The organism is Bounagaea algeriensis, from assembly GCF_054491375.1.
Map to the genome: position 1 here is coordinate 2,705,744 of NZ_CM137102.1, position 22,271 is coordinate 2,728,014.

Here is a 22,271-nt window from a genome sequence, read left to right on the forward strand (position 1 = left end):
CCACGTGAACAACGCCCCCATGACCGCCGAACAGGAAAGGGTGCTCAGCGCCGTAGACGCGCTCACCGACACGCTGATCGGCACCGTGCGCGAGATGGTGCGGATCCCCACGGTCAACCCCCCGGGCGAACAGTACGAGCAATTCTGCCGCTACTACGCGAATCTCATGGCAGAACTCGGTTACGACACCGAGACCGTGCACGTCCCCGCTTCCCGCCTGGCCGAACTGGCCCCGCTCGGCGACGGCTCCGCTCGACCGAGCGTGCTCGCCCACGTGCAGGGACCGCACGGTCCGGGCAGGCGGGTGCACCTCAACGGTCATTACGACGTCGTCCGCGTCGGCCACGGTTGGACCCATGAGCCGTTCGGCGGTGATCTGGTCGACGGCCGCATCTACGGACGCGGTAGCGCGGACCAGAAGAGCGGGCTCGGGGCAGCGGTGATCGCGGTGGAAGCGCTCCGGCGAGCTGACGTGCGTTGGGGCGGCACGATCAGCCACAGCGCTGTTCCGGACGAGGAAACCACGGGCGTGCACAACGCCGGTACCGGTTACCTCGTCGAAACCGGCCACATCACCGCTTCCAACACCGATGCGGTGATCATCACCGAACCGTTCTCACCGAGCGGCGTCGGCATCGGTCACAAGGGCGCCATCTGGGGCGAGTTCACCATCACCGGCAAACAGGCGCACGGCAGCTCCCCCAAGCTGGGCGTGAATGCGGTGGAGGCCATGGCACGCGCGCTGTCCGCCGTGGAAACGGAGTTGCAGCCGAAGCTGGCCGAGCGCATCACCGAGTACGGAGTTACCCCTGCCGAATCGACTTCTGCGACGCTGTCGTTCGACACGATCCAAGGTGGCGAAGCCACCAACATCGTGCCGGACCAGTGCAGCGTCACCTTCAACCGCCGTCTCATTCCCGGTGAGCGGCTGCAGGATGCGCGTCAGGAACTCCACGAGCTGTTCTCCTCGGTGTGCGCGTCCGGCACCGGCCTGAATCTGCACTACCACGAGAAGTACCACACCGAGCCCGTCCTGGTCCGCGAGGACGAGCCGCTCGCGACCAGTGCCCGCAACGCGATTCGACGCCTGGGACGGGAACCCCGCGCGCTGATCTCAGCAGGCAGCGACGATCAGCGCTTCGTCGTGCGCGACGCGGGCATCACCAACTCCGTGGTCTACGGTCCCGGTCAAACCGGCCTCTCGCACATCAGCGACGAGTACATCGAAGTGGCCGATCTCGTCGCAGGTACCAAGGGACTCGCTCTCATCCTGCTGGACCAACTCACGTGAGGTGGAAACACGTGTCGAATCGGCGGAAAAGCATGTTCGCCGGGCGGAGGTCGTTGTGGTGGCTGTCGGGGCCGGTGGCGCTGTACGTCCTGGCTCTGCCGCTCTACAACAGGGTTGAACCAATCGTCCTCGGACTTCCCTTCTTCATGGCTTGGACGCTGCTGGCCACTGTGCTCACACCGGTCTGCGTCTGGCTGGCGGCTCGCAAGGACCCGCTCTTCCAAGCCGATCGCAATCGAGACAGGAGTGAGCCGAGATGAACACCGATGCCGTCATCTCGGTGGGCATCCTCGCCGTGTTCATCCTCGGTGCAGTACTGCTGGGCCTGCTGTCCCTGCGCGGCAGGGACAAGTCCGACCTCGCGGAATGGTCCATCGGCGGGCGCAGCCTCGGCACCGTGTTCATCTTCATGCTCATGGCCGGCGAAACCTACACGAGTTTCAGCTATCTCGGTGCCGCAGGATGGTCGTACGACTACGGCATGCCGGTGTTCTACCTCGTGGCGTACTTGGCGATCGGGTTCGCGGTCGGATACGTCGTCGGACCGATCCTGTGGCACTACGCCCACCGCCACGGGCTGCACAACATCACCGACATCGCGGCGCACCGCTTCAACTCTCCCTGGGTGGGTGCCCTGGTCGCCGTGCTGACGACGCTGTTCCTGCTGCCCTACATCCAGCTCCAGATCACCGGGATGGGCGTGGTCGTCTCGACGATCAGTTACGGCACGATCAGCCTCGGCCTGGGATACGTGATCGCTTTCGTGGTCAGCGAAGCGTTCGTCATCGCCTCCGGACTGCGGGGCAGCGCCTGGGTCTCGGCCCTCAAGGACATCATGGTGATCGTGACGCTGCTGGTGGTGTTCATCTACGTACCGGTGCACTACTTCGGTGGTTTCGGTTCGATGATGGACCGCCTCGTGGCCGAACGTCCGGAGTGGCTGGTCCTGCCCGGCCACGGCGACGAGTCACTGGGCATGATGTGGTTCGCCACGACGGGGCTGCTCAACGGTGTGGTGTACACGATCTTCCCCACCACCGTGGCCGGCTACCTCGGCGCGAAGAACCCCGCAGTGCTGCGCCGCAACGCGATGATCATGCCATTCTACCAAGTCCTGCTGTTCGTGCCGATCCTGCTCGGCCTGGCCGCCCTCTTCGTCGTTCCGGGCCTGAGCAATTCCAACCTGGCGATGTTCCGACTCGTCGTCGACTCGATGCCGGCCTGGGTCGTCGGATTCGTCGGGGTTGCCGGGGCCTTGTCGGCGATCGTGCCGATGGCCGTGTTCATGCTCGTCATCGGCACGATGTGGGGCCGCTCGATCCTCGGTGCCCACCCCCGGACGGCGCCGCACCAGAAGCGCCTCTCGCAGTTGGTGACGTTCCTGCTCGGGCTCGTGGCGCTCCTCTTCACCTTCCTGTCACCGAGCACGCTGGTACAGCTGTCCGTGCTGTCGTACCAGGGGCTGGCGCAGATGCTGCCGGTCGTGCTGGCTTCCCTGCTGTGGAAACGCATGTCCAGATCGGCAGCGGTCGCCGGGTTGTTGGCCGGTGTCAGCACCGTTATCGCGCTGATCACCACCGGGCACGACACCGTGCTGGGCATCAACGCCGGCGTGCTCGGGCTCGGCATCAACCTCGCCGTCAACATCACGTTGAGTCTGTTGCGGCCCGCCACGACTCCAGCAGACCGCATGGCCGTCGACGAACTCGCCGAGGACGCCGCCCCCACGACCCCGACACGAACCGGACCGTAGCTCGCCGCTCCGGCAATCGACCGGGGCGGTGCACCATCCGAAGAGGCCGCCCCGTCCAACATCCTCCGGAGCTCGCACAGCTACGTCCGCCGGAGTTCTTGGCGGCGGACGACGGCCCACGGGTGGCGGAGCAGGGCGGCATCGGTGAAGGGGTCGCCGTCGACGAGCAGGAGGTCGGCCGGCGAACCGGGAAGCACCCGCCCGGCGGCGGACATCCCCAGGGCGTCCGCCGCCGCCGAGGTCGCCGCCTGAAGTGCTTGCAGCGGGGACAGCCCGTAGTCCTGGAGCTTCGTGATCTCGTCGAGCAGACTCGGATGGGCCATGCCGGGCGCCCCGGCGTCGGTCCCGGCGATGACGGGGACACCCGCCTCGACCGCCCGGGCGACGCTGCTGCGGTGCGCCTCGACCACCTCGCGGGCCTTGCACACCGCGTAACCGGGTGCCTGCCCGTCCGCCACCCGCCGGTACACCTCGACGGTGGGGCACAGCACGGTCCCCCGCCGCACCATCTCCTCGATCACGTCATCGGCCAGAAAGATGCCGTGCTCGATGGTGTCGATTCCGGCCCGGACCGCGTTGCGCACGCCCTCCTCGCCGAGCGCGTGGGCGGCCACCCGCCGTCCGCGGCGGTGCGCCTCGTGCGCCAGGGCGGCCAGCTCCTCGTAGGTCAGCTCGCTCTCGCCCACCTCCTCGCCACGGGCCTGGCCGTAGACGCCACCGGTGGCCGCCGTCTTGATCACACCGGCCCCCTTGGCCACCTGACCCCGGACACCGCGGACCACCGCGTCCGGACCGTCGCAGGGAACTCCCCAGAACGGATCGTGTCCACCGGTCATGATCACCGTCTGGCCGGCTGCCACGATCGTGGGCCCGTCGAGGTGCCCCCGGTCCACAGCCGTGGCGAGCGTGATGGCGACGTCCCAGTTGCCGCCGAGGTCGCGGACCGTGGTGATCCCGGCGGGGACGTAGGCACGGGCGTGCTCGGCGGCGCGCACGGTGGTGAGCTGTTCGCCGTCCTCGGCGACGTGCGCGACGGGGTCGGTACCGCCGTCCCACACCAGGTGCACGTGGGAGTCGACGAGCCCGGGCAACACCGCGCATCCGGCGAGGTCCACCTCGAGGTCCGCGGCGTCCGCCCGGGCCGTACCCGGCTCGACCACCTCCCGCACGAGGCCGTCCTCGCACACCACGTCGGCGGGGCTCAGTTCGGCGGCCAGTCCGTCCCAGACCCGCCCGTCGCGGAGCACCAGCGCGTTCGTCATCTCACGGCGCTCCGGCGACGAGCGCACCGCCCTGCAGCACCGCGCGCAGGTGCTGCTCCGGCCGCGCGAGCACCTCGACGTCCGTCAGCGGGTCCCCGTCGACGAGCAGGATGTCGGCGGCCGCGCCCGGGGCGATGACGCCCAACTCGCCTTGGCGTCCCAGCAGCGCGGCGGCGTTCACCGTCGCCGCGCGCAGCACCTCGTGCGCGGGCTGGACCCGACCCCGGATGCGGAACTCGTCGTTCTGGTGGGGGTGCATGTCACCGAGCAGGTCGGTGCCGAAGACCAGTCGGACCCCGCCCCTGTGGGCCGAATCCAGGGCGTGCAGGCCGGCCTCGAGCACGTCGGTCACCTTGGCCTGGCTGGCCGGGGGAAGCCCCGCGGCGGCGCCCTCGCGGTGCAGGTACTCGTAGGTGACCAACGTGGGCACCAGGAAAGCCTGGTGCTCGACGAAGAGCCGCACGCTGGAGTCGTCGATGAGGTTGCCGTGCTCGATGCAGCGCACGCCGAGCTGCAGGCCCCGGTTCACCGCAGCAGCCGTGTAGGCGTGCCCGGTGACGTAGCGGTTGGCGTTGCGCGCCTCCTCCACGACCGCCTGGATCTCATCGGCCGAGAACTGCATCGAGTCCACCCGGTCGGTGGGTGAGGCGACTCCGCCGGAGAGCATGACCTTGACGTGGTGGGCACCGGTCCGCAGCTGGTGCCGTGCGCCGCGGCGCACCTCGGCGACACCGTCGCAGACCAGACCCATGCTGGGGCAGCAGGCGTGGTCGTCGAGAACCTGCCTGCCGGCGCTGCGCAGGTCGGCGTGCCCGCCGGTCGGCGACAGGGCCTTGCCGCCGAAGACCACGCGCGGACCGGACCAGAGCCCTTCGGCCACGGCCGCGGCCACGCCGTGGTCGGCACCGCCGACGTCGCGCACCGTGGTGAAGCCGCGCTGCAGCATCTGCCGCAGGATCCGGCTCGTGCGGGCGGCCACGTAGTACGGGGACTGGTCGGCGACGCTTCCGAGATCGGCGCTGGCGGCGGTGGCGTGCACGTGCGCATCGACGAGACCGGGGACCAGGTGACGTCCGGCGACGTCGATCTCCTCGGCCGATTCCGGGGCCCGCAGCGCGCTGCCCACTTCCTGGACGCGGCCGTCGTGCACCAGCACGTCAGCCGCCCGCGCTTCTCCTGCGGCAGGATCGCACACCACGCCGCGACGAAGGAGGAGAGCGTTCGAGGTCATGATCTCCCTTCCCGCCGCCTTCCCGGGCTCCTGGGTGTGCACATCGTGCCAAGCCCGCCCCACTCGTGCAATATTCGTTGCACAATAACGGGCATGAGTCCAGATGAGGAGGAAGCGGGCCGGGTCCGCGAGCAGGAGCTGCCCGGCTGGCTGGCGGCGCGCCTGGGTGATCGCCGTCCGTCCGCAGGTGCGCGGCGGGTGCTGGCGGTGATCTCGGCCCAACCGCGGCAGATGTCCTATGCCAGCACGTCGTCAGCAGCGGCCGAGGCCCGGGTCAACGTCGCGACGGTGGTGCGCACGGCCCAGCAGCTGGGTTTCGGCGGCTGGCCCGCGCTGCGGGCGGAGATCCGCTCGCGCTACCTGTCGGGGCTGTCGGCCTCCGAGGTGCTCAGCGAGCACCACGAGGACGCGGGCCACGGGCCGGCGTGGTCCACGCTGCGCCGCGACCTGCACAACCTGCAGGAGCTCGCCTGGCTGCTGGACGAGGAGCAGGTGCAGCGGGTCGCCCGCACCCTCCGCGCGGCAGGCACGACGCTCGTCCTGGGCTCGGGCAGCTTCGCCGCCCCCGGCCTGCAGCTCTCCCACTTGGCGCAGACCATCGGCCACGACGTGCGGCTGCACCGGCTCGGCGGGACCGCGCTGTTCAACGCGGTGTCGCTGCTGGGCCCGCACGACTGCCTCGTCGTCTTCCAGCTCTGGCGCACGCCGCACGAGATCCTGCACGCCGTGCAGGTGGCGGCCGCGGCCGGCGCGTCGATCGTGCTGGTCAGCGACCAGGTGCACGAGGACGTCCGCGAGCTGGCCGACGAGCTGGTGACGATGCCCAGCGAGGGGGCCAGCATGTTCCCCTCGCTGGCGGCCGCCACCACGCTCGTGCAGGCCGTCCTCGCCGCGCTCGTGGCGTGCGATCCGGAGGCCGCCGCGGCGTGGAGCGACGGAGTCGAACGGCTGTGGTCGCGGTACGACCTCTTCCCCGCCCCGGGAGAAAGATTGCAATAACTATTGCGTCCAGGTGCTCGGAGCCGGTTCCATGGGCGCGCCCGGACGAGGCTGCCCCTGGTCTGCCGGGTCGCCGCCCGCACGGTCGACCCCCGAGCGCCCCGGAGGCGTCCATGCCGACGACCCACGTGATCGTCCTCGTGCTGTACCTGCTGATCCTGGTGGGTACCGGTGCCTGGTTCAGCCACTCCAAGAAGGTCGCCACCGGCGACGACTTCCTCTTCGCGGGCCGGAGCCTGCCCCGCCCGGTGATGATCGGCACGCTACTGGTCACCTGGGTGGGCTCCGGCACGATCATCGGCGGCGCCAGCTTCGCCTACAGCTACGGCCCGCTGGCCTCGATCTTCTTCCTCGCGGGCACGCCAGCGGGAATCGTGGTCCTCTACTGCCTGGCGCACCGCATCCGCCGGGAATCGACCTACACCGTCCCCGAGCTGCTGGAGCGCCGCTACGGCATGGCGGTCCGCATGATCGCGGCGATCATCACCGTGCTGGCCTACACCGGCATCACCGCCTACCAGTTCACCGGCGGTGGCCGGATCATCAGCGTGATCGCGCCGCTCTCACCGCAGCAGGGATCGATCGTGGTGGCGCTTCTGGTCACCTTCCTCGCAGCTGGCGGCGGTCTGAAGTCGGTCGCCTGGAGCGATTTCATGTCCGCCGTGGTGATCGTGACGGTCCTCATCGCTTCGCTGCCGCTGGTGCTGGGGGTGGATCTCGGCGGCGTCGCCGACTACTGGCGGAACCTGCCCCCGAGCCACACGACGCTGAGCGGCGGGCTCACCGCGCTTCAGCTGCTGGGTTACTTCTTGCCGCTGTTCCTGCTGATCCTGGCCGACCAGAACATGTACCAACGGCTCGGTGCCGCCCGCAACGAGTCCGAGGCGCGCAGGTCGACGGGCGGCTTCTTCTTGTCCAGCTTCCTGGTCACCGTGCCCGTGGCGCTGCTGGGCTCGGCCGCGGTCATCCTGATGCCCGGCATCGAGCCGGACTCGGCGATCCTCTCGCTCGCGGGTGAGGGCTACCTGCCCACCGTGATGGGTGGTCTGCTGCTGGCGGGCGCGCTGGCCTTCATCATCACCACGGGCTCCTCCTTCCTGCTCTCCGGCGCCGGCAACGTGGTCCACGACGTGACGCAGCGGCTGTTCGGCGTGCAGATGGACGACCGCCGGCGCCTGGTGCTCCACCGCCTGGCCGTGCTGGCCATCGGCGCCGTGGCCTACCTGCTCGGCCGGTACTTCCCCACTGTGCTGGAGCTGCAGATGTACTCCTACACCGTCTACGGCGTCGCCCTCGCCCCGCCGGTCCTCGCGATCTTCCTGTGGCGGCGGGCCAGCACGCGGGGCGCGCTGGCCTCCATGGGGATCAGCACCGTCGTGACCATCGCCTGGGAGCAGCTGGGCCAGCCCTACGAGCTGAACTCCGTGCTGATCTCGCTGCCGGTGTCGGTGGTCACGCTGGTCGTCGGCAGCCTGCTGCTACCAGGACGCGGCCCACGCGAGTGCGGCACGACCGTCCACAACGGCACCGTCCACACCGAGGAGTGACATGTCCTTCGATCTGACAGCGTTCCGAGTCCTCAGCTTCGACTGCTACGGCACCCTCATCGACTGGGAGCGGGGAATCACCGACGTGCTGGTGGCCTGGGCTCGCGAGCGGGGACTGGAGCACGGCAGCGAGGCGCTGCTGGAAACCTACGCCGGTCATGAGGCGGCGGTGATGCGCGAGCACCCGACGTGGCTCTACCCCGACGTGCTCGCCGAGGCCTTCAGGCGGACCGGATCCTCCGCGGGCACCGGGGTCAGCCGGCAGTGGGCGGAGCGGCTCGGCGATTCGGTACCGGACTGGCCCGCCTTCCCGGACTCGGCGGACGCGCTGGCAAGGTTGCGCCGCCACTACGAGCTGGTGATCGTGAGCAACGTGCACCGCGCCGGCTTCGCCGGCAGCAACGGTCACTTGCACGGCGACTTCGCCCGGATCATCACCGCCGAGGACGTCGGCGCCTACAAGCCCGCCGATCAGCACTTCGAGGCGCTGGACAGCGTCCTCGACGAACTCGGCCGCGGACGCGACGCGCTGCTGCACGTGGCGCAGAGCCTCTTCCACGACCACGTGCCGGCCCGGCGCCGCGGACTGGCGTCGGTGTGGATCAACCGGCGCCACGACCGGCCCGGCTGGGGCGCCACTCCGGAACCGTCCGAGGAGTGGGGCTACGCCGCCGAATTCCCCTCCATGGCCGCCTTCGCCGACGAGGTCGACCGCCAGCACGGCTAGTCCTGTTCACTCCCAGGTCATGTCCGGGTCGCCGAGGACGTCCTCGTGCACCGCGATTCCCAGGCCGGGCGCGTCGCTCGGCAGGATCCCGCCCTCGGTGTAGCGGGCATCGAGTTGCGCCGTTGCGAGCGTGACCATCTCCTGGCAGTTCAGGACGCACCGGAGCAGGTTCGGGGGCACGGTGGCGCCCAGGTGGACGATCGCGGCGAACGCGATGGACGATCCGACGGTGTCCTGCACGCTGGCGGTGAGCCCGGCGGCGCGGCAGATGTCCCGGTGGCGTCGTGCCGGGGTCAATCCGCCGGCCTTGGAGATCTTGAGCCCGATGCCGTCCGCCAGGTCTTCCGCCGCGATGAGCGCGATGTCCCCGTCGTGTTGGGCGAGTTCGTCGAGCACGACGGGGTAGGGGCACCTGCGGCGCAGCGATGTCGTTTCGCGCCACGTGGCGCAGGGGGCTTCGAGGGCGAAGTCCAGCCCGCGGGGCAGCAGCTGGATCATCCGCAGAGCCGTTTCCGGAAGGAGTCCGCCGTTCGCGTCGACGACGAAGAACTCGCCGGGGCGCCGGTCTGCGAGGCATGCGGTGATGCGCTCGGCGTCGAGCGCGGGGCCGCCTTCGCCGTCCAGGGCGCCGATCTTGATCGAGTGGCCCCGGTAGCCCTTGGCGCGGTGCTCGGCCACGCGTGCCCGCATCTCCTCCGGCTCGCCCGCGTGGATCGAGGAGATCATGGGCGCGGGGACGTCCGTCGAGCCGCCGAGGAGCTCGCACACCGGTAGGCCGACCGACTTGCCGAAGGCGTCCCAGCACGCGACGTCGAGCGGGGTCTTGGCGTGGTTGTGCCCGGCCAGCGCGCTGTCCATCGCGTCGGCGATCCGGTCCGTCCGGCGGGGATCCAGACCCAGCAGCGCCGGGGCGAGCTCGGCGACGCCGGCGCGCGTCCCCATCGGGTGCGCGGCGATGTAGGTCGAGCCGAAAGGTGTGCTCTCGCCCCAGCCTTCGGTGCCGTCATCGCAGGTGACTCGGACGATGGAGGCCTCGAACGACTCGAACGTCCGCCCGCCCGAGAGGCGGTACACCCCACCCGCGTACGGCAGGGTCACGGTGTGGAGATCGATCCGCGAAATCTTCATCCTTCTCCCCTCGTCACCACTCCGGTGCTGGACGTGCTGCTCACGCGGACGGGGTGGGCGGAACGAGCACCAGCTTGCCGGGGTGGGCCTTCTCGAGGAAGTCCTGCTGTGCGCGGGTGATCTCGCCCAGCGGATATGTGCGGGACACGACCGGCCGCACCTCGTCGCGCTCGATGTAGGAGATCAGGTTCTCGAACACCGCGTCTTCCTGGAACGTGCAGCCGAAAAGCGACAGGTCCTTGAGGTAGAGCGTCCGCAGATCGAGTTCCGCCATCGGACCTCCGATGGCGCCGGAGATGGCGTAGCGGCCACCGGGACGCAGCAGTTCCAGCAGGTGCGAGCACTGCGGACCGCCCACGAGGTCGATGACCACGTCGACGGATCCGCTGCCGAGCACGCTGATCAGATCCGCACCGCGGTCCACGGTCCGATCAGCGCCCTGCGCTCTCACGTCGGCGGCCTTCGCGTCCGAGCACACCGCGATGACCGTCGCCCCTCGGCGTTTCGCGAGCTGCACCGCGGCGAGCCCCACTCCGCCCGAGGCACCCGTCACCAGCACCCGCTCCGGGGCGACATCGGCCCGGTGCATCATGTTCTCCGCTGTGGAATAGGCGCACGGTATTGCCGCCAGTTCCTCATCGCTCCAGTCGCTGCGGACGCCGTACGTTTCCTGCGCGGGGGCAACGGTGTACTGCGCGAACCCGCCGTCGCACTCGCTGCCGAAGGTCCAGCACTCGAACGGCCGGTAGTCGACGGGCGTGCGCAACATGTTCCGCACGAGAACCCGTTCACCGACTCGTTCGGGCGAAACCCCCTGCCCCACATCAACAACACGACCGCAGACGTCCGCGCCCTGGATGCGCGGGAACTCGAGAGCGGCTCCCGACCACGTGGCATCTCCGTCGTCGACGGCGTCGAAACCCGCCGCTGCACCGTCCCCCGTCCCCGAGGTGACGGCCTTCGAGTACCACCCCACCCGGGTGTTCACATCAGTGTTGTTGATCCCGGCCGCGGCGACCTGGATCAGCACCTCCCCCGGTCCGGGATGCGGAACCTGCACGTCCGCGCGGTACTCGAGCTTGTCCAGTCCACCGTGTCCGGTGAGGAGAACGGCAGCCATCGTGCTGGGCGGCAAGATGTGAGTCCTTTCGACATCGGCAGGCAGAGAACCGGCAATGACGAACGCTTCCTCAGACGAGTTGCTGCAGAAGATGCCCCATGCGATCCCGTTTCGCTGCCAAGTAGGTGGCGTTGTGCTCGTTCGGCTGAGTTTCGAGAGGTTGGCGTTCGCTGATCGCGACTCCGCACTCCGCGAGCGCGCGGCACTTGTCCGGGTTGTTGGTCATCAGTCGTGCTGAGGAGATGTTGAGGTCGGCGAGGATGCGGGCGGCCGGGATGTAATCGCGGCCGTCGATCGGCAGGCCGAGCGCCCGATTCGCTTCGAGGGTGTCCAACGCGTGGTGCTGCTGGAGCTCGTAGGCCTGCAGCTTGTGCCCCAAACCGATTCCCCGTCCTTCATGTCCCCGCATGTAGATGATGATACCCCGCCCCGCAGCGGCGATTGATTCCATCGCCATCCGCAGTTGCGCGCCGCAGTCGCAGCGCAACGAGCCCAGGAGATCACCGGTGAGGCACTCGCTGTGCAAGCGGACGGGGACGTCCCGGCCGTCGTCGATGTCGCCCATCGCCAGGGCGAGGTGTTCGACGCCATCCGATTTGGACCGGTAGGTGGTGGCGTGGAAAATGCCGCTGTCGGTGGGGATCGCGGCCTGGCCGGTTCGCTCGACGCTGGCCTCGTCGTGCATCCACTGGACCAGCTCGGCGATGGAGACCATCGGGATGCCGTGCTGCGCGGCGAAGTCGTCCAGCCCCGGCCGGCGCATCATGCGCCGCCGGTCCGGAGTCACGATCTCGCACAGCAGGGCGGAGCCGCGCAGCCCCGCCAGGCGGCACAGGTCCACTCCCGCTTCGGTGTGCCCGTCGCGCTCCCGCACTCCGCCTGCCCTCGCTCGCAGCGGCATGACATGTCCGGGACGCGCCAGATCCGTCGGCTCGAGCAGCGGGTCGGCCAGTGCGCGGATGGTCGACGCCCGGTCCCCAGCGCTGATTCCCGTGCTCGTCCCGTGCCGGTAGTCCACGCTGACGAGGAAGGCCGTTCCCCGGCTCTCGGTGTTGGTCGACACCATCAGGTCGAGGTCGAGCGCGCTGGCGCGCTGCTCGTCGATCGCGACGCACAGGAAACCCGAGGTGTACTCGAGGAAGAAGGCGACGTCATCAGTGGTCGCGTGCTCGGCGCCCATGATCAGGTCGCCCTCGTTCTCCCGGTTCTCGTCGTCCACGACGAGGACTTTCCCGCCCGCTGCGAGCGCATTGACAGCTTCCGCGACGCGAGTCGACGACATCGGACCTCCTCCTGCCAAGTAGTTCGGTTCGGGGCGCTCGAGGCCCACCTCTTCACCGCGCGTGCCGGTTCTTCACCGGCACCCCGGTCGCAGCTCCGCGCGGGCACCGGCCTAAGCAGTCTGCTGCGCGATTGCGTTCATATTCTGAACACTATATTCAGTAACAATAGACTCCAGGCAGGCGCACCGTCAAGCGCTCCCCACGAGGGCACGCCGCGCACGACTCCGCGTGAACACCCCGGCATGTCTTGACGGAAGCAGTATCGCAGACCACAATGAGCTACGTATTGTTCAATATTTGAACATAACGTCCAATTATGCATATGAGTAGCAGCCAGCCATGAGTAGCAGCCAGCCGCGCAACGCCGAGTACCAGGGAGTGCCAGTGACCGAGGAAGCTGACGTCGTCGTGGTCGGTGGCGGGATCGCCGGCCTGATCACCGCTCGCGAGCTCAGTCGGCGGCAACTGCGTGTTGTCGTGCTCGAAGCCAGGGACCGCCTGGGCGGGCGCGTGTGGACGGATCACCGGCTCGGTCGGGATCTGGAGATCGGTGGCACGTGGCTGCACTGGGTGCAGCCGCACGTGTGGGCCGAGATCACCCGCTACGGGCTCGACGTGACCCGGGGGCCGCGTCCCGAAAAGGCCTACTGGCTGGCCGGCGACGCGGTCCGCGAAGGCACGCTCGACGGTTTCATGGAGCTCATCGACCCGGGAATGCGCCGACTCCTGGCCGACACGATGCGGTGGGTCCCCCGTCCCGACAAGCCGGCCTCGGAAGCGGAACTGGCCTCGGTCGACGGCTGCACAGTGCGGGACAAGCTCGACGAGCTCGACCTCCCGGTGGCGGAGTACAACGCCAACGAGGCCGCGTGGGTGGGGCATCTCAACGCCTCCCCCGACCACGCCGCGTTCGCCAGCGCCCTGCGCTGGACCGCGGCGACCGCCGGTTCCTGGCACCTGATGCACGAGGCCTCCGCCGTTTTCCGCCTGGCGTCCGGCACCCGTGCGCTGGTCGACGCGATCGTGTCGGACACCAGCGCCGACATCCGCACCGGCACCGAGGTGCGCAGGATCGAGCACGACGCGAGCGGCGCTGCAGTGACCACCGCGGCCGGGGAGGTCATCAACGCGCGACGCGCCGTCGTGACGTTGCCCCAGAACATCCTCGGCGATTTGGACGTCTCCCCCGCGCTGTGCGACGAGAAGCTCGCCGCGAGTCGCGAGAAGACGGCTTCGCGGGGCATCAAGGTGTGGATCCGCGTGCGCGGTCCGATCGAACCGTTCTTCGCCTACTCCTCCGCGAGCCACCCGCTGTCGGTCGTGCGCACCGAGTTCGTGGGGGAGGACGACGCGGTCCTCGTCTCGTTCGGCGCCGACGCCGGGAAGATCTCCGCCCACGACCGCGACGCCGTGCAACAAGCGCTGCGCGTGTGGCGCGACGACCTCGAGGTCCTGGAAGTCACCGGACACGACTGGATGGCCGACCAGTACTCCGGTGAGACGTGGCTGATACAGCAACCGCACCAGCTCACCCGGTACTTCCGAGCCCAGCAACGACCTGAAGGCGCATTGCACTTCGCCGGAAGTGACTACGCCAACGTGTGGGGAGGCTTCATCGACGGAGCCATCGAGAGCGGCCTGCACGTGTCCAGTGAACTCACCGCGCAGCTCGACCCGCGCTGACCGAGCCGATCCGAGACCGGGAGGGAACCGAGCATGACCATCTCGCCTTCGACAACCATCGACCAGCACCACTACCGGAACGTGATGGGGCACCTGCCCACCGGCGTCGTCGTCGTGGCCGGGCGCGAGATGCGCACCGGAGGTCCGGCCGGACTCGTCGTCGGAACCTTCCAATCCCTGTCGATGGACCCGCCCCTGGTGAGCTTCAGCGTGGACCGGAGCTCCAGCAGCTGGCCGAAGATCCGCCCGGCAGCGCGGTTCAGCGCCAGCGTGCTCGCCAGCGGGCAGAACGACGTGTGCCGGGCGCTGTCCAGCAAGCGCGACGACAAGTTCGCCGCCGTGGACTGGCACGAATCAGTGGACGGCGCTCCGCGGATCTCGGGCGCGCACGCGTGGATCGACTGCACCGTCGAGCAGGAACTGGAAGGCGGTGACCACCTCATCGTGCTCGCGCACGTCTCCGCCATGGAGGTGGGGGACGGAGAACCCCTCGTCTTCCACCGCGGCCGCCTGGGCGGATATCGCGACATCTGATCCTCCAGCAGCACATCCGACCGATCACGAGGAGCTGAGAGCACACGCCGATGACCACGATCGACCAGACCGAACCCGAAGAAACGCAGGAGCAGCTCGAGCGGTGCCTGCACGCCGCAGCGGCCGCCGGATCCGTCTGGGGGCGGCAGACCCCTCGCCAGCGGGCGTACGCGCTCTCGGCGGTCGCCGACTCGCTGGACGCCGAGGCAGCGACCCTGGTCCCCGAGGCCGTGCGGGAAACCGGACTCACCGAAGCCAGGCTCACCGGCGAGCTGAAGCGCACCTCGGTCCAGCTGCGCATGTTCGCGGACGTGTTGCGCGACGGTTCCTACTTGCGGATCGTCATCGACCGGCACGATCCCGAGTTCATCCTCGGCTCCCGCCCCGATCTCCGCCGCTGGTTGGAACCCGTCGGGCCGGTGCTCGTGTACGCGGCGAGCAACTTCCCGTTCGCGTTCTCGGTCGCCGGCGGCGACACCGCCTCCGCGCTCGCGGCCGGCTGCCCCGTGGTGCTGAAGACCCATCCCGGACATCCGCGCACCTCGCAGCGAACGGCGGAGAGCGTCCGCGCGGCCCTGACCGCGAACGGCGCACCCGAGGGGACCTTCGAGGTGATCACCGGCCGGCAGGCAGGTGTGCAGGCCCTGCAGGACCGCCGGGTGGCCGCGGGCGCTTTCACCGGCTCGGTGGCCGGCGGTCGGGCGTTGTTCGACATCGCCGCATCCCGCGAGCGCCCGATCCCGTTCTTCGGTGAGCTCGGCAGCATCAATCCCGCGGTGGTCACCGCCGAGGCGGAGCGCGAGCGCGGCGAGCAGATCGCCGAAGGGTTCGTGGGTTCCTTCACCCTCGGCGCGGGACAGTTCTGCACCAAGCCGGGAGTGCTCCTGCTGCCGCGGGGAACGGAACTGCCGGCACGCCTGACCGAACGGCTCGCCCACGCCCCGGCAGCACGGCTGCTCACCTCCGGGATCGCCCAGCGCTACCGCGAGCGGATCGACGAGATCGCGAAAACCCCCGGCATCGAGGTGCTCACGAGCGGGAGCGAGTCGCCGGACCCGTCCGGCGTCCCCGCCTGCACGCCGACCTTGTTCCACGCGGGCTCGGTGAAGAACTTGGACGAGCACCGCTCCGTCCTCCTGGAGGAGACCTTCGGCCCCTCCGCCGTGGTGGCCGAGTACGACTCCGCGGAGGAACTGCAGGACGTCCTCGCCGCCGTGGCCGGAAGTCTGACCGTCACCGTGCACACCGCCCAGGTCCCTGGCGATGCCGAGCGGGAACGGCTCTCCGGGATCACGGAGGTGGCAGCGGAGCACTCCGGCCGGGTCGTGTTCAACGAGTGGCCGACCGGAGTGTCGGTGACCCCGGCTCAGCAGCACGGCGGACCGTATCCCGCCACCACTGCTGTTTCGCACACCTCCGTCGGCACGGCTGCGATCGACCGGTTCCTGCGCCCGGTGAGCTATCAGAACGCGCCGGACTCGCTGCTTCCTCCCTCGCTCCGCGAAGGGAACCCGCTCCGTCTGCCGAGGACCGTCAACGAGCCGGGGATTTCTCATCGCTGGGACTCGCAGCAATGACACCCGCAGCGCCAGCGTGAACTGGTCGCTGCACCCGGAGCGGTGATTCGTCGCAGAAGCCGGTGACAACGCCGGCTTCTGCGACGACGGTCCATGCGTGGACGGTCGCAGCGCTCAGGGGCCTTCGCGGGAGTGTCGGCCGACCGCTCCGCCCGACCGCCTCACCGTCATCCGGTCCCCGGAGCCACGCAGGGCAGCCACGTCGATACGCGGTCCCTGCGGAAGCTGAGCCTTCGGCGGCGAATACGGCGGCTTCGCCCAGTTCGCCATCGCCCCGGTGTCCGATCCCCCGAAGTGCCCTGCGATCGTGTAGTGGTCTGCGATTGGGCCGACGTGGACTCGCCTCGGCCCCTATCCCTGCTCCAGCAACGAGAACATGCTGCACCGCACCATTGTGGAGGTCGGACGTTGAGGATCGCTGAAATCCACATCTACCGGCACGGTCTGCCGGTCCACAACGGCCCCTACGCGATGTCGCACGGGCAAGTCTGGTTCCTGTCCACGACGCTGGTCAAGCTGGTGGCCGACAACGGGCTCGTCGGCTGGGGCGAGACCTGCCCGGTCGGCCCCACCTACGCCGAAGCCCACGCCGCCGGCGCCGTGGCGGCACTGTCCGAAATGGCGCCGGGACTGAGCGGCACCGAGGTGCTGCCGGTGCCGTTGCACCGGCGCATGGACGGTCTGCTCCACGGCCACAACTACGCCAAGGCCGCCGTCGACATCGCCGCCCACGACCTGCTGGGCAAACATCTCGGCGTCAGCGTGTCCGACCTCCTCGGCGGTGCGGTGACGGATCGCGTGCCGTCCTACTACTCCACCGTCGTCGGCCCGCCGGACGACACCGCCCGCCTCGCAGCGGAGAAGCGCGCCGAGGGGTACCCGCGCCTGCAGGTCAAGATCGGCGGGCGACCGGTCGAGGAAGACATCGAGACCGTCCGCAAGGTCTGGGAGGTCATCCGCGGATCGGGGATGCAGCTGGCCGTGGACGGCAACCGCAGCCTGACCACTCGCGATGCGCTGCGCCTCAGCCGGGAATGCCCGGACGTCCCCTTCGTCATGGAACAGCCCTGCAACACCACCGAGGACCTGCAGAAGATCCGCTCGCAGGTCAACCACGGCATTTTCGTGGACGAGAGCAGCACCAGCCTGAACACGGCAGTCACCGCCGCCGGCACCGGACTGGTCGACGGCTTCGGCATGAAGGTCACCCGGCTCGGTGGGCTGCATCCGATGCGCGCGTTCCGCGACCTCTGCCAGGCGCGGAACCTGCCGCACACCTGCGACGACGCCTGGGGCGGGGACATCATCGCGGCCGCCTGCACCCACATCGGCGCAACGGTGGCACCTGAGCTGCTCGAAGGCGTCTGGCTCGCAGCCCCCTACATCGACGGTCACTACGACCCGGACCACGGGATCCGCATCGAAGACGGCCACATCGAGCGCCCTGAAGGCCCCGGTCTGGGCGTCGTGCCCGATGAAATCCTCTTCGGCGCCCCGGTGGCCTCCTTCTGAAGGACAGCGCGCTGGCGAAGATGGCGCGGGAACGCGAGTTCGCCGACTCGTTCGTCCTCGTCACGGATCCTCCTCGTGATCTGCGCGGCTGGGTCCCGGGCGCGTCCGCCACGGTGCCGGTGGCTCAGGCGCGCTCGTCCACTTTGGGCAGGGGCGCCAGGAGCATGGTCGACGTGTCCAAGCGCTCGTTCGTGTCCTGGCCGTCGACCAGCTCTCGGGCCTCCTCGGAGCTGGAGACCACCGGGACCGATCCGCGCAGCGGGCGCGAGGCGGACTCCCGCATGAACAGGGCGGCCACGACGGCGATCGCGGAGAAGAACATGACGTAGAAGGCGGGCGCATAGCTGTTCCCCGTCAGCTGCACGAGCAGTTGCGAGACCAGTGGCACGGTGCCGCCGAACAGCGAGGCCGCGATGTTCTGCACGAACCCGACGGCGCAGTACCGCGACGCGGTCGGGTACAGCTCGGCCATGATGGCCGCGTTCATGCACAGGAACAGCGTTCCCGGGATCATCACCAGCGCCAGCGCAACGTAGAGCGCCCAGGTAGTGCCCAGGTTCATCAGCGCGAAAGCGGGGACCAGCAGGATCAGGTTGCCGAAGGCCGCCATGAGGTAGACCGGCTTGCGGCCGAGCTTGTCCGACATCCGCCCGAAGACCGGCAGCAGCATGGCCTGCAGGATGAGAATGATGACGGTGGCGACCGCGGTGTGGGTCGTGGCGATCCCGGCCTGGGTTTCCAGGTACGTGGGCATGTAGCTGGTCAGGGTGTACGACGACGCGCCGTCGGCGCCGATGAGGGCGATACCGATCAACACCTGCGGCCAGTAGTGCTTGAGAACCCCGGGCAGCTTGTGGCGCACGAAGATCGGGTTGTCCGCCTGCTCCTCGGTCTTCTCCTGGGCGGCCTTGAAGGTCGGCGACTCCGCGACCCTGCTGCGCAGCAGGAGCGCGATGATGCCGAGGACGAACGCCACGAGGAACGGGACGCGCCAGCCGCCGTTGACCATGGCGTCCGGCCCCCAGAAGTGGGTGGTGATGCCGCTGGTCGCCGCGACAACGCCGGCGCCTGCCGCGAAGCCGAGCTGCGAGCCGCTGTTGAGCAACGAGGTCCAGAACCCGCGGTTCTTGTCCGGTGAGAACTCCGCGACGTAGGTCGACGCGCCGGAGTACTCGCCGCCGGCGGAGAAGCCCTGGGCCATGCGCAGCAGGTAGAGGAGCACGACGGCCCAGGCGCCGATTTGGCCCGTCCCCGGCAATACGCCGATCAGCGTGGTGGCAGCGGTCATGAGCGCGATGGTGAAGAACATGACCTTGCGGCGGCCGATCTTGTCCCCCAGCGGGCCCAGGATGATGCCGCCGAGGGGGCGCACCAGGAACGACACGGCGAACCCGAGCAGTGTCACGAGCAGGCCGAGCCGCTCGTCCATGCCCGCGGTGAACACCTGGGTCAGGGTGACGGCCAGGTAGCCGTAAACCCCGACGTCGTACCACTCGATGAAGTTGCCCACCCCGGCGCCGATCTGCGATCGGATGAGCGCTGGCTTGTCGACGACGATGCAGTCCTCCTCGCGGAGGCTGCGCGTGCCATTGGGCGCTCCGGAATGGCCACTTCTATCTGAGTCGGACATCGTTGTCCCTCGTTTCTGACGATCGATGCGAGTCAACGTGGCGTGGTCCTGCAAGCGGTCTCGGATATGTCGAGGTGAGGACCGCGGCGGTTCCGCGGTTGGCCAGCGGACGGAGCCGGAAGCAGTTCATGAGCCGGCGGCGCGATCCTGCCCCGTGGACGATTTCGTTCATATTTCGAACGCGATGACCAGAAACACTCGCAGAGCCCGGGCGGCCGAGTCAAGCATTTCTGCGCACCATCCGGACTCCCGCGCAGAGCTCTCGCGGTTCTCGAGTACAGCTCGGCCGAGCGGACACGCCAGCAGCGATCCGAGTGCGCGTCCAGTAAGTGAACGCGGACGTTATACTGCCCATGTGCCCTGGTCCAGCGGGGCATGCACAGCGAGGCCGTCCGAGGAGGAGAAGGTGGGCGAGAGCCCCGAGCAGCCGGAGATGACCAACAAGTCGGTCACCAAAGCCATCCGCCTGCTCCGCGAACTGGCCGCTCAACCCCGCGGGGGCGCCACTGTCACGACGCTCGCCAAGGCGAACGGCCTGAGCCGGCCGACCGCGTTCCGACTGCTCTACAGCCTCGAGCAGGGCGGCCTCGTCGATCGCCTCGGCACCAACTACGTCCTCGGGTGGGAGCTCGCCCGGCTCGGGCGGCATGCCGATCCTTACGCCGGGCTGGTCGCGCACGCCCAGCCGCTGCTGCAGGAACTGGCGGACACGTTCAACGAGTCGGTGACCCTCTCCGTCCCGAACCCGCAGGACGGCCTCGACCTCATCGCCGAAGCCGTGGGTTCGCACGTGGTCGGCGTCCTCTCGCAGAACATGGTCGGCCAGCGCTACCCCATGCACGCCAGTTCCACGGGCAAAGTGCTGCTCGCGGAGCAACCCGCCGACAAGCTGGAGCGGATGCTGCCCGACAAGCTCGACGCGTTCACCCCGCACACCATCACCGACCGCGCAACGCTGGTCAAAGAGCTCGAGCAGGTCCGGGAGCAGGACTTCGCCATCATCGACAACGAGCTCGAGTACGAACTGCTCTCGCTGTCCCGCCCGATCAGGGATTCGGCGGGGACGCTCGTCGCGATCCTGACCCTCAACGGCCCCAGGAACCGGTTCGGCCGCGCGCAGATCCCCGAGGCCCTGCAACAGATGCAGAGCACGGCCGACCGGCTGACCGACCTGTTCTGGCGCGACGCGGCAGGCGACTGACCGCATCGGCCGCCAGCGCGATCCACACCCGCGTCCCGGAGTTCCGCGGGGCGTCCGAGGTCACCGTTTTCCCCGCTCATCGCCACACCGGGGCGCCAGCGGCCACTTCTGCCCGACCGCTGGGCGCAGTACGCGGATCCGTTCAGCGAGGCGATGACCGGGGGCGTGCTCGCCCCTGGTCGCACGCGCGCATCCATGCGCCCTCCAGCCGGCGGGAACCTCGCCGCAGCTGGCGATCGCAGACGGTCCCGCTGCGCAAGAACGGCGCAGCGCGCCGCCTCCAACGGCAGGCGCACCTGTTCCGGCCGCTCTTGACGAGCTGACTCGCCCCGCTTACATTGACATCCAATACATGAACGGTCAGTTCACATATTGAACAGGGTGGTGACGATGACACGACGGATGCGGCTGTTCGCCTTCGAGTTCCAAGGCCCTGCGCACCTCTCTGCGGGCATGTGGCGGCACGAGCACGACCGGGGACACCGCTACAAGGACCTGACCTTCTGGACCGAGTACGCCAAGCTGCTCGAAGAGGCCCGGTTCGACGGGGTCTTCTTCGCCGACTCGCACGGCTACCACGACGTCTACGAGGGCAATGCGAACGCCGCCCTCGCCGATGCCGCGCAGATCCCGTCGCTGGATCCCACCCTGGTGATCTCGGCGATGGCGGGCGTGACGCAGAACCTCGGATTCGGCGTGACCGGCTCGACCACCTACGAGACCCCCTACGCCCTGGCTCGCAAGTTCGCCTCGCTCGACCAACTCACGAACGGACGGGTGGGCTGGAACCTGGTGACCTCCTACGCGCAGAGCGCGGCGCGCAACTTCGCGAGCGGGCACATGGTTCCCCACGACGAGCGCTACGACATGGCCGCCGAGTACCTCGACGTCTGCTACAAGCTGTGGGAGACCTCGTGGGAGGAGGACGCCGTCGTCCGCGACGGGGAGCGCGGCACGTACGTCGATCCCTCGCGGGTGCACGACATCGAGCACCACGGGCGGTACTTCGACGTGCCCGGCTTCGCGCTCTGGGAACCTTCACCCCAACGGACGCCCGTGATCTTCCAAGCCGGCGGATCGCCCAGAGGCCGGGTGCTCGCGGCCTCGAGCGCCGAAGCGGTGTTCGTCAACGCCGTGTCCACTCCCGCGCTCAAACGACAGGTCGACTCGCTGCGCGAGCTCGCCGCCGAACACGGCCGCGAACCGCAGAACCTGAAGGTCCTGCAAATGCTCAACGTGGTCTGCGCCCCCACGGACGAACTCGCCCGCGCCAAGTACGAGTCCTACCGCGAACTCGTCAGCTACGCCGGTGCGATGGCCCGCTACAGCGGCTGGACGGCCCTCGACATGGCCCAGTTCGACCCCGACGTTCCCCTCGAGCACGTCAAGACGGACGCCGGGCAGACCATGATCGACCTCTTCTCCAAGATGGACCCGGACAAGCAGTGGACACCGCGCGACATCGCGAAGTTCCTGGGAGTCGGCGGCAGCGGCCCGACGATCGTCGGATCCCCCACCACCGTCGCCGACGAACTCACGCGGTGGATGGACGAAACGGGCATCGACGGGTTCAACCTCGGACACGCCGTGAAGTACCAGGACATCGCCGACTTCGCCGAGCTCGTCGTGCCCGAGCTGCAAAAGCGCGGCGTGATGTGGTCCGACTACGAAAGCTCGACGCTGCGGGAGAAGCTGTACGGCCCCGGAGCCGTGCGGCTGCGCGACGACCACCCGGGGCGCAGGTTCGACCACGCCGCCGTCGGCGCCGCGCGCTGACACCGCCGAGCCGGCGG

At 68.9% G+C, this 22,271-nt stretch carries 18 protein-coding genes; 12 read left to right on the forward strand and 6 right to left on the reverse strand.

Features of this window, described 5'->3' with window-relative positions; translation table 11 throughout:
• Nucleotides 1–4 precede the first annotated feature (4 nt).
• From ACVGV2_RS12165 to ACVGV2_RS12175, 3 genes are read left to right on the forward strand one after another with little or no spacing between them, the layout of a single operon-like run.
• Nucleotides 5–1,291, forward strand: a complete 1,287-nt coding sequence (locus tag ACVGV2_RS12165) for an ArgE/DapE family deacylase (RefSeq protein WP_459162490.1) — start codon at nt 5–7, stop codon at nt 1,289–1,291.
• 32 nt (nt 1,292–1,323) lie between these two features.
• Nucleotides 1,324–1,551: a DUF3311 domain-containing protein gene (locus ACVGV2_RS12170; RefSeq protein ID WP_459165970.1), complete on the forward strand. Its 228-nt coding sequence runs from the start codon at nt 1,324–1,326 to the stop codon at nt 1,549–1,551.
• Nucleotides 1,548–3,044 carry a sodium:solute symporter family protein gene (locus ACVGV2_RS12175; protein WP_459162491.1) on the forward strand — a complete coding sequence of 499 codons (1,497 nt, stop codon included), beginning with the start codon at nt 1,548–1,550 and terminating at the stop codon, nt 3,042–3,044. The genes ACVGV2_RS12170 and ACVGV2_RS12175 overlap by 4 nt, the downstream gene beginning before the upstream one ends.
• A gap of 80 nt (nt 3,045–3,124) precedes the next feature.
• On the opposite strand, the gene ACVGV2_RS12180 is transcribed toward ACVGV2_RS12175, so the two are convergent.
• Nucleotides 3,125–4,306 (reverse strand): metal-dependent hydrolase family protein, encoded by a 1,182-nt coding sequence (locus ACVGV2_RS12180; RefSeq protein ID WP_459162492.1) that lies wholly within the window; start codon nt 4,304–4,306, stop codon nt 3,125–3,127.
• Nucleotide 4,307: 1 nt separating this feature from the next.
• Nucleotides 4,308–5,537, reverse strand: a complete 1,230-nt coding sequence (locus tag ACVGV2_RS12185; RefSeq protein WP_459162493.1) for a metal-dependent hydrolase family protein — start codon at nt 5,535–5,537, stop codon at nt 4,308–4,310.
• A 93-nt stretch (nt 5,538–5,630) separates the two neighbouring features.
• Between ACVGV2_RS12185 and ACVGV2_RS12190 the strand changes: the two genes are divergently transcribed.
• The 3 genes from ACVGV2_RS12190 to ACVGV2_RS12200 all read left to right on the forward strand — a co-directional run bounded on the left by ACVGV2_RS12190 (nt 5,631) and on the right by ACVGV2_RS12200 (nt 8,810).
• Nucleotides 5,631–6,536 (forward strand): MurR/RpiR family transcriptional regulator, encoded by a 906-nt coding sequence (locus tag ACVGV2_RS12190; protein WP_459162494.1) that lies wholly within the window; start codon nt 5,631–5,633, stop codon nt 6,534–6,536.
• Nucleotides 6,537–6,649: 113 nt separating this feature from the next.
• The gene (locus tag ACVGV2_RS12195; protein ID WP_459162495.1) at nt 6,650–8,083 is read left to right on the forward strand and encodes a sodium:solute symporter family protein; all 1,434 of its coding nucleotides are present in this window, start codon (nt 6,650–6,652) and stop codon (nt 8,081–8,083) included.
• Between the two features lies 1 nt (nt 8,084).
• Nucleotides 8,085–8,810: an HAD-IA family hydrolase gene (locus ACVGV2_RS12200; protein ID WP_459162496.1), complete on the forward strand. Its 726-nt coding sequence runs from the start codon at nt 8,085–8,087 to the stop codon at nt 8,808–8,810.
• A 6-nt stretch (nt 8,811–8,816) separates the two neighbouring features.
• On the opposite strand, the gene ACVGV2_RS12205 is transcribed toward ACVGV2_RS12200, so the two are convergent.
• From ACVGV2_RS12205 to ribA, 3 genes are read right to left on the reverse strand one after another with little or no spacing between them, the layout of a single operon-like run.
• On the reverse strand, nt 8,817–9,938 hold the full coding sequence (locus ACVGV2_RS12205) for a mandelate racemase/muconate lactonizing enzyme family protein (RefSeq protein WP_459162497.1): 1,122 nt from the start codon (nt 9,936–9,938) through the stop codon (nt 8,817–8,819).
• Nucleotides 9,939–9,978: 40 nt separating this feature from the next.
• Complete coding sequence (locus ACVGV2_RS12210; protein WP_459165971.1) at nt 9,979–11,076, reverse strand: alcohol dehydrogenase family protein; 1,098 nt, start codon at nt 11,074–11,076, stop codon at nt 9,979–9,981.
• 52 nt (nt 11,077–11,128) lie between these two features.
• Entirely contained in the window at nt 11,129–12,340 is a 1,212-nt protein-coding gene (gene ribA, locus ACVGV2_RS12215) for a GTP cyclohydrolase II (RefSeq protein ID WP_459162498.1), read from the reverse strand.
• A gap of 340 nt (nt 12,341–12,680) precedes the next feature.
• On the opposite strand from ribA, the gene ACVGV2_RS12220 reads away from it, so the two are divergent.
• The 4 genes from ACVGV2_RS12220 (at nt 12,681) to ACVGV2_RS12235 (ending at nt 17,647) form a co-directional block, all read left to right on the forward strand.
• Nucleotides 12,681–14,024, forward strand: a complete 1,344-nt coding sequence (locus tag ACVGV2_RS12220; RefSeq protein ID WP_459162499.1) for a flavin monoamine oxidase family protein — start codon at nt 12,681–12,683, stop codon at nt 14,022–14,024.
• A 33-nt stretch (nt 14,025–14,057) separates the two neighbouring features.
• Entirely contained in the window at nt 14,058–14,558 is a 501-nt protein-coding gene (locus ACVGV2_RS12225; RefSeq protein ID WP_459162500.1) for a flavin reductase family protein, read from the forward strand.
• 50 nt (nt 14,559–14,608) lie between these two features.
• A complete protein-coding gene (locus ACVGV2_RS12230; protein ID WP_459162501.1) occupies nt 14,609–16,135 on the forward strand; it encodes an aldehyde dehydrogenase (NADP(+)) in 1,527 nt (508 codons plus the stop codon).
• 408 nt (nt 16,136–16,543) lie between these two features.
• Nucleotides 16,544–17,647 (forward strand): mandelate racemase/muconate lactonizing enzyme family protein, encoded by a 1,104-nt coding sequence (locus ACVGV2_RS12235; protein WP_459162502.1) that lies wholly within the window; start codon nt 16,544–16,546, stop codon nt 17,645–17,647.
• 124 nt (nt 17,648–17,771) lie between these two features.
• Here the strand turns inward: ACVGV2_RS12235 and ACVGV2_RS12240 are convergent, their stop codons facing one another.
• On the reverse strand, nt 17,772–19,277 hold the full coding sequence (locus ACVGV2_RS12240; protein ID WP_459162503.1) for an MFS transporter: 1,506 nt from the start codon (nt 19,275–19,277) through the stop codon (nt 17,772–17,774).
• A 406-nt stretch (nt 19,278–19,683) separates the two neighbouring features.
• On the opposite strand from ACVGV2_RS12240, the gene ACVGV2_RS12245 reads away from it, so the two are divergent.
• Together ACVGV2_RS12245 and ACVGV2_RS12250 are read left to right on the forward strand one after the other, a co-directional pair.
• The gene (locus ACVGV2_RS12245) at nt 19,684–20,478 is read left to right on the forward strand and encodes an IclR family transcriptional regulator (RefSeq protein WP_459162504.1); all 795 of its coding nucleotides are present in this window, start codon (nt 19,684–19,686) and stop codon (nt 20,476–20,478) included.
• Nucleotides 20,479–20,868: 390 nt separating this feature from the next.
• Nucleotides 20,869–22,254: an LLM class flavin-dependent oxidoreductase gene (locus ACVGV2_RS12250; RefSeq protein WP_459162505.1), complete on the forward strand. Its 1,386-nt coding sequence runs from the start codon at nt 20,869–20,871 to the stop codon at nt 22,252–22,254.
• The last annotated feature ends 17 nt before the right edge of the window (nt 22,255–22,271 follow it).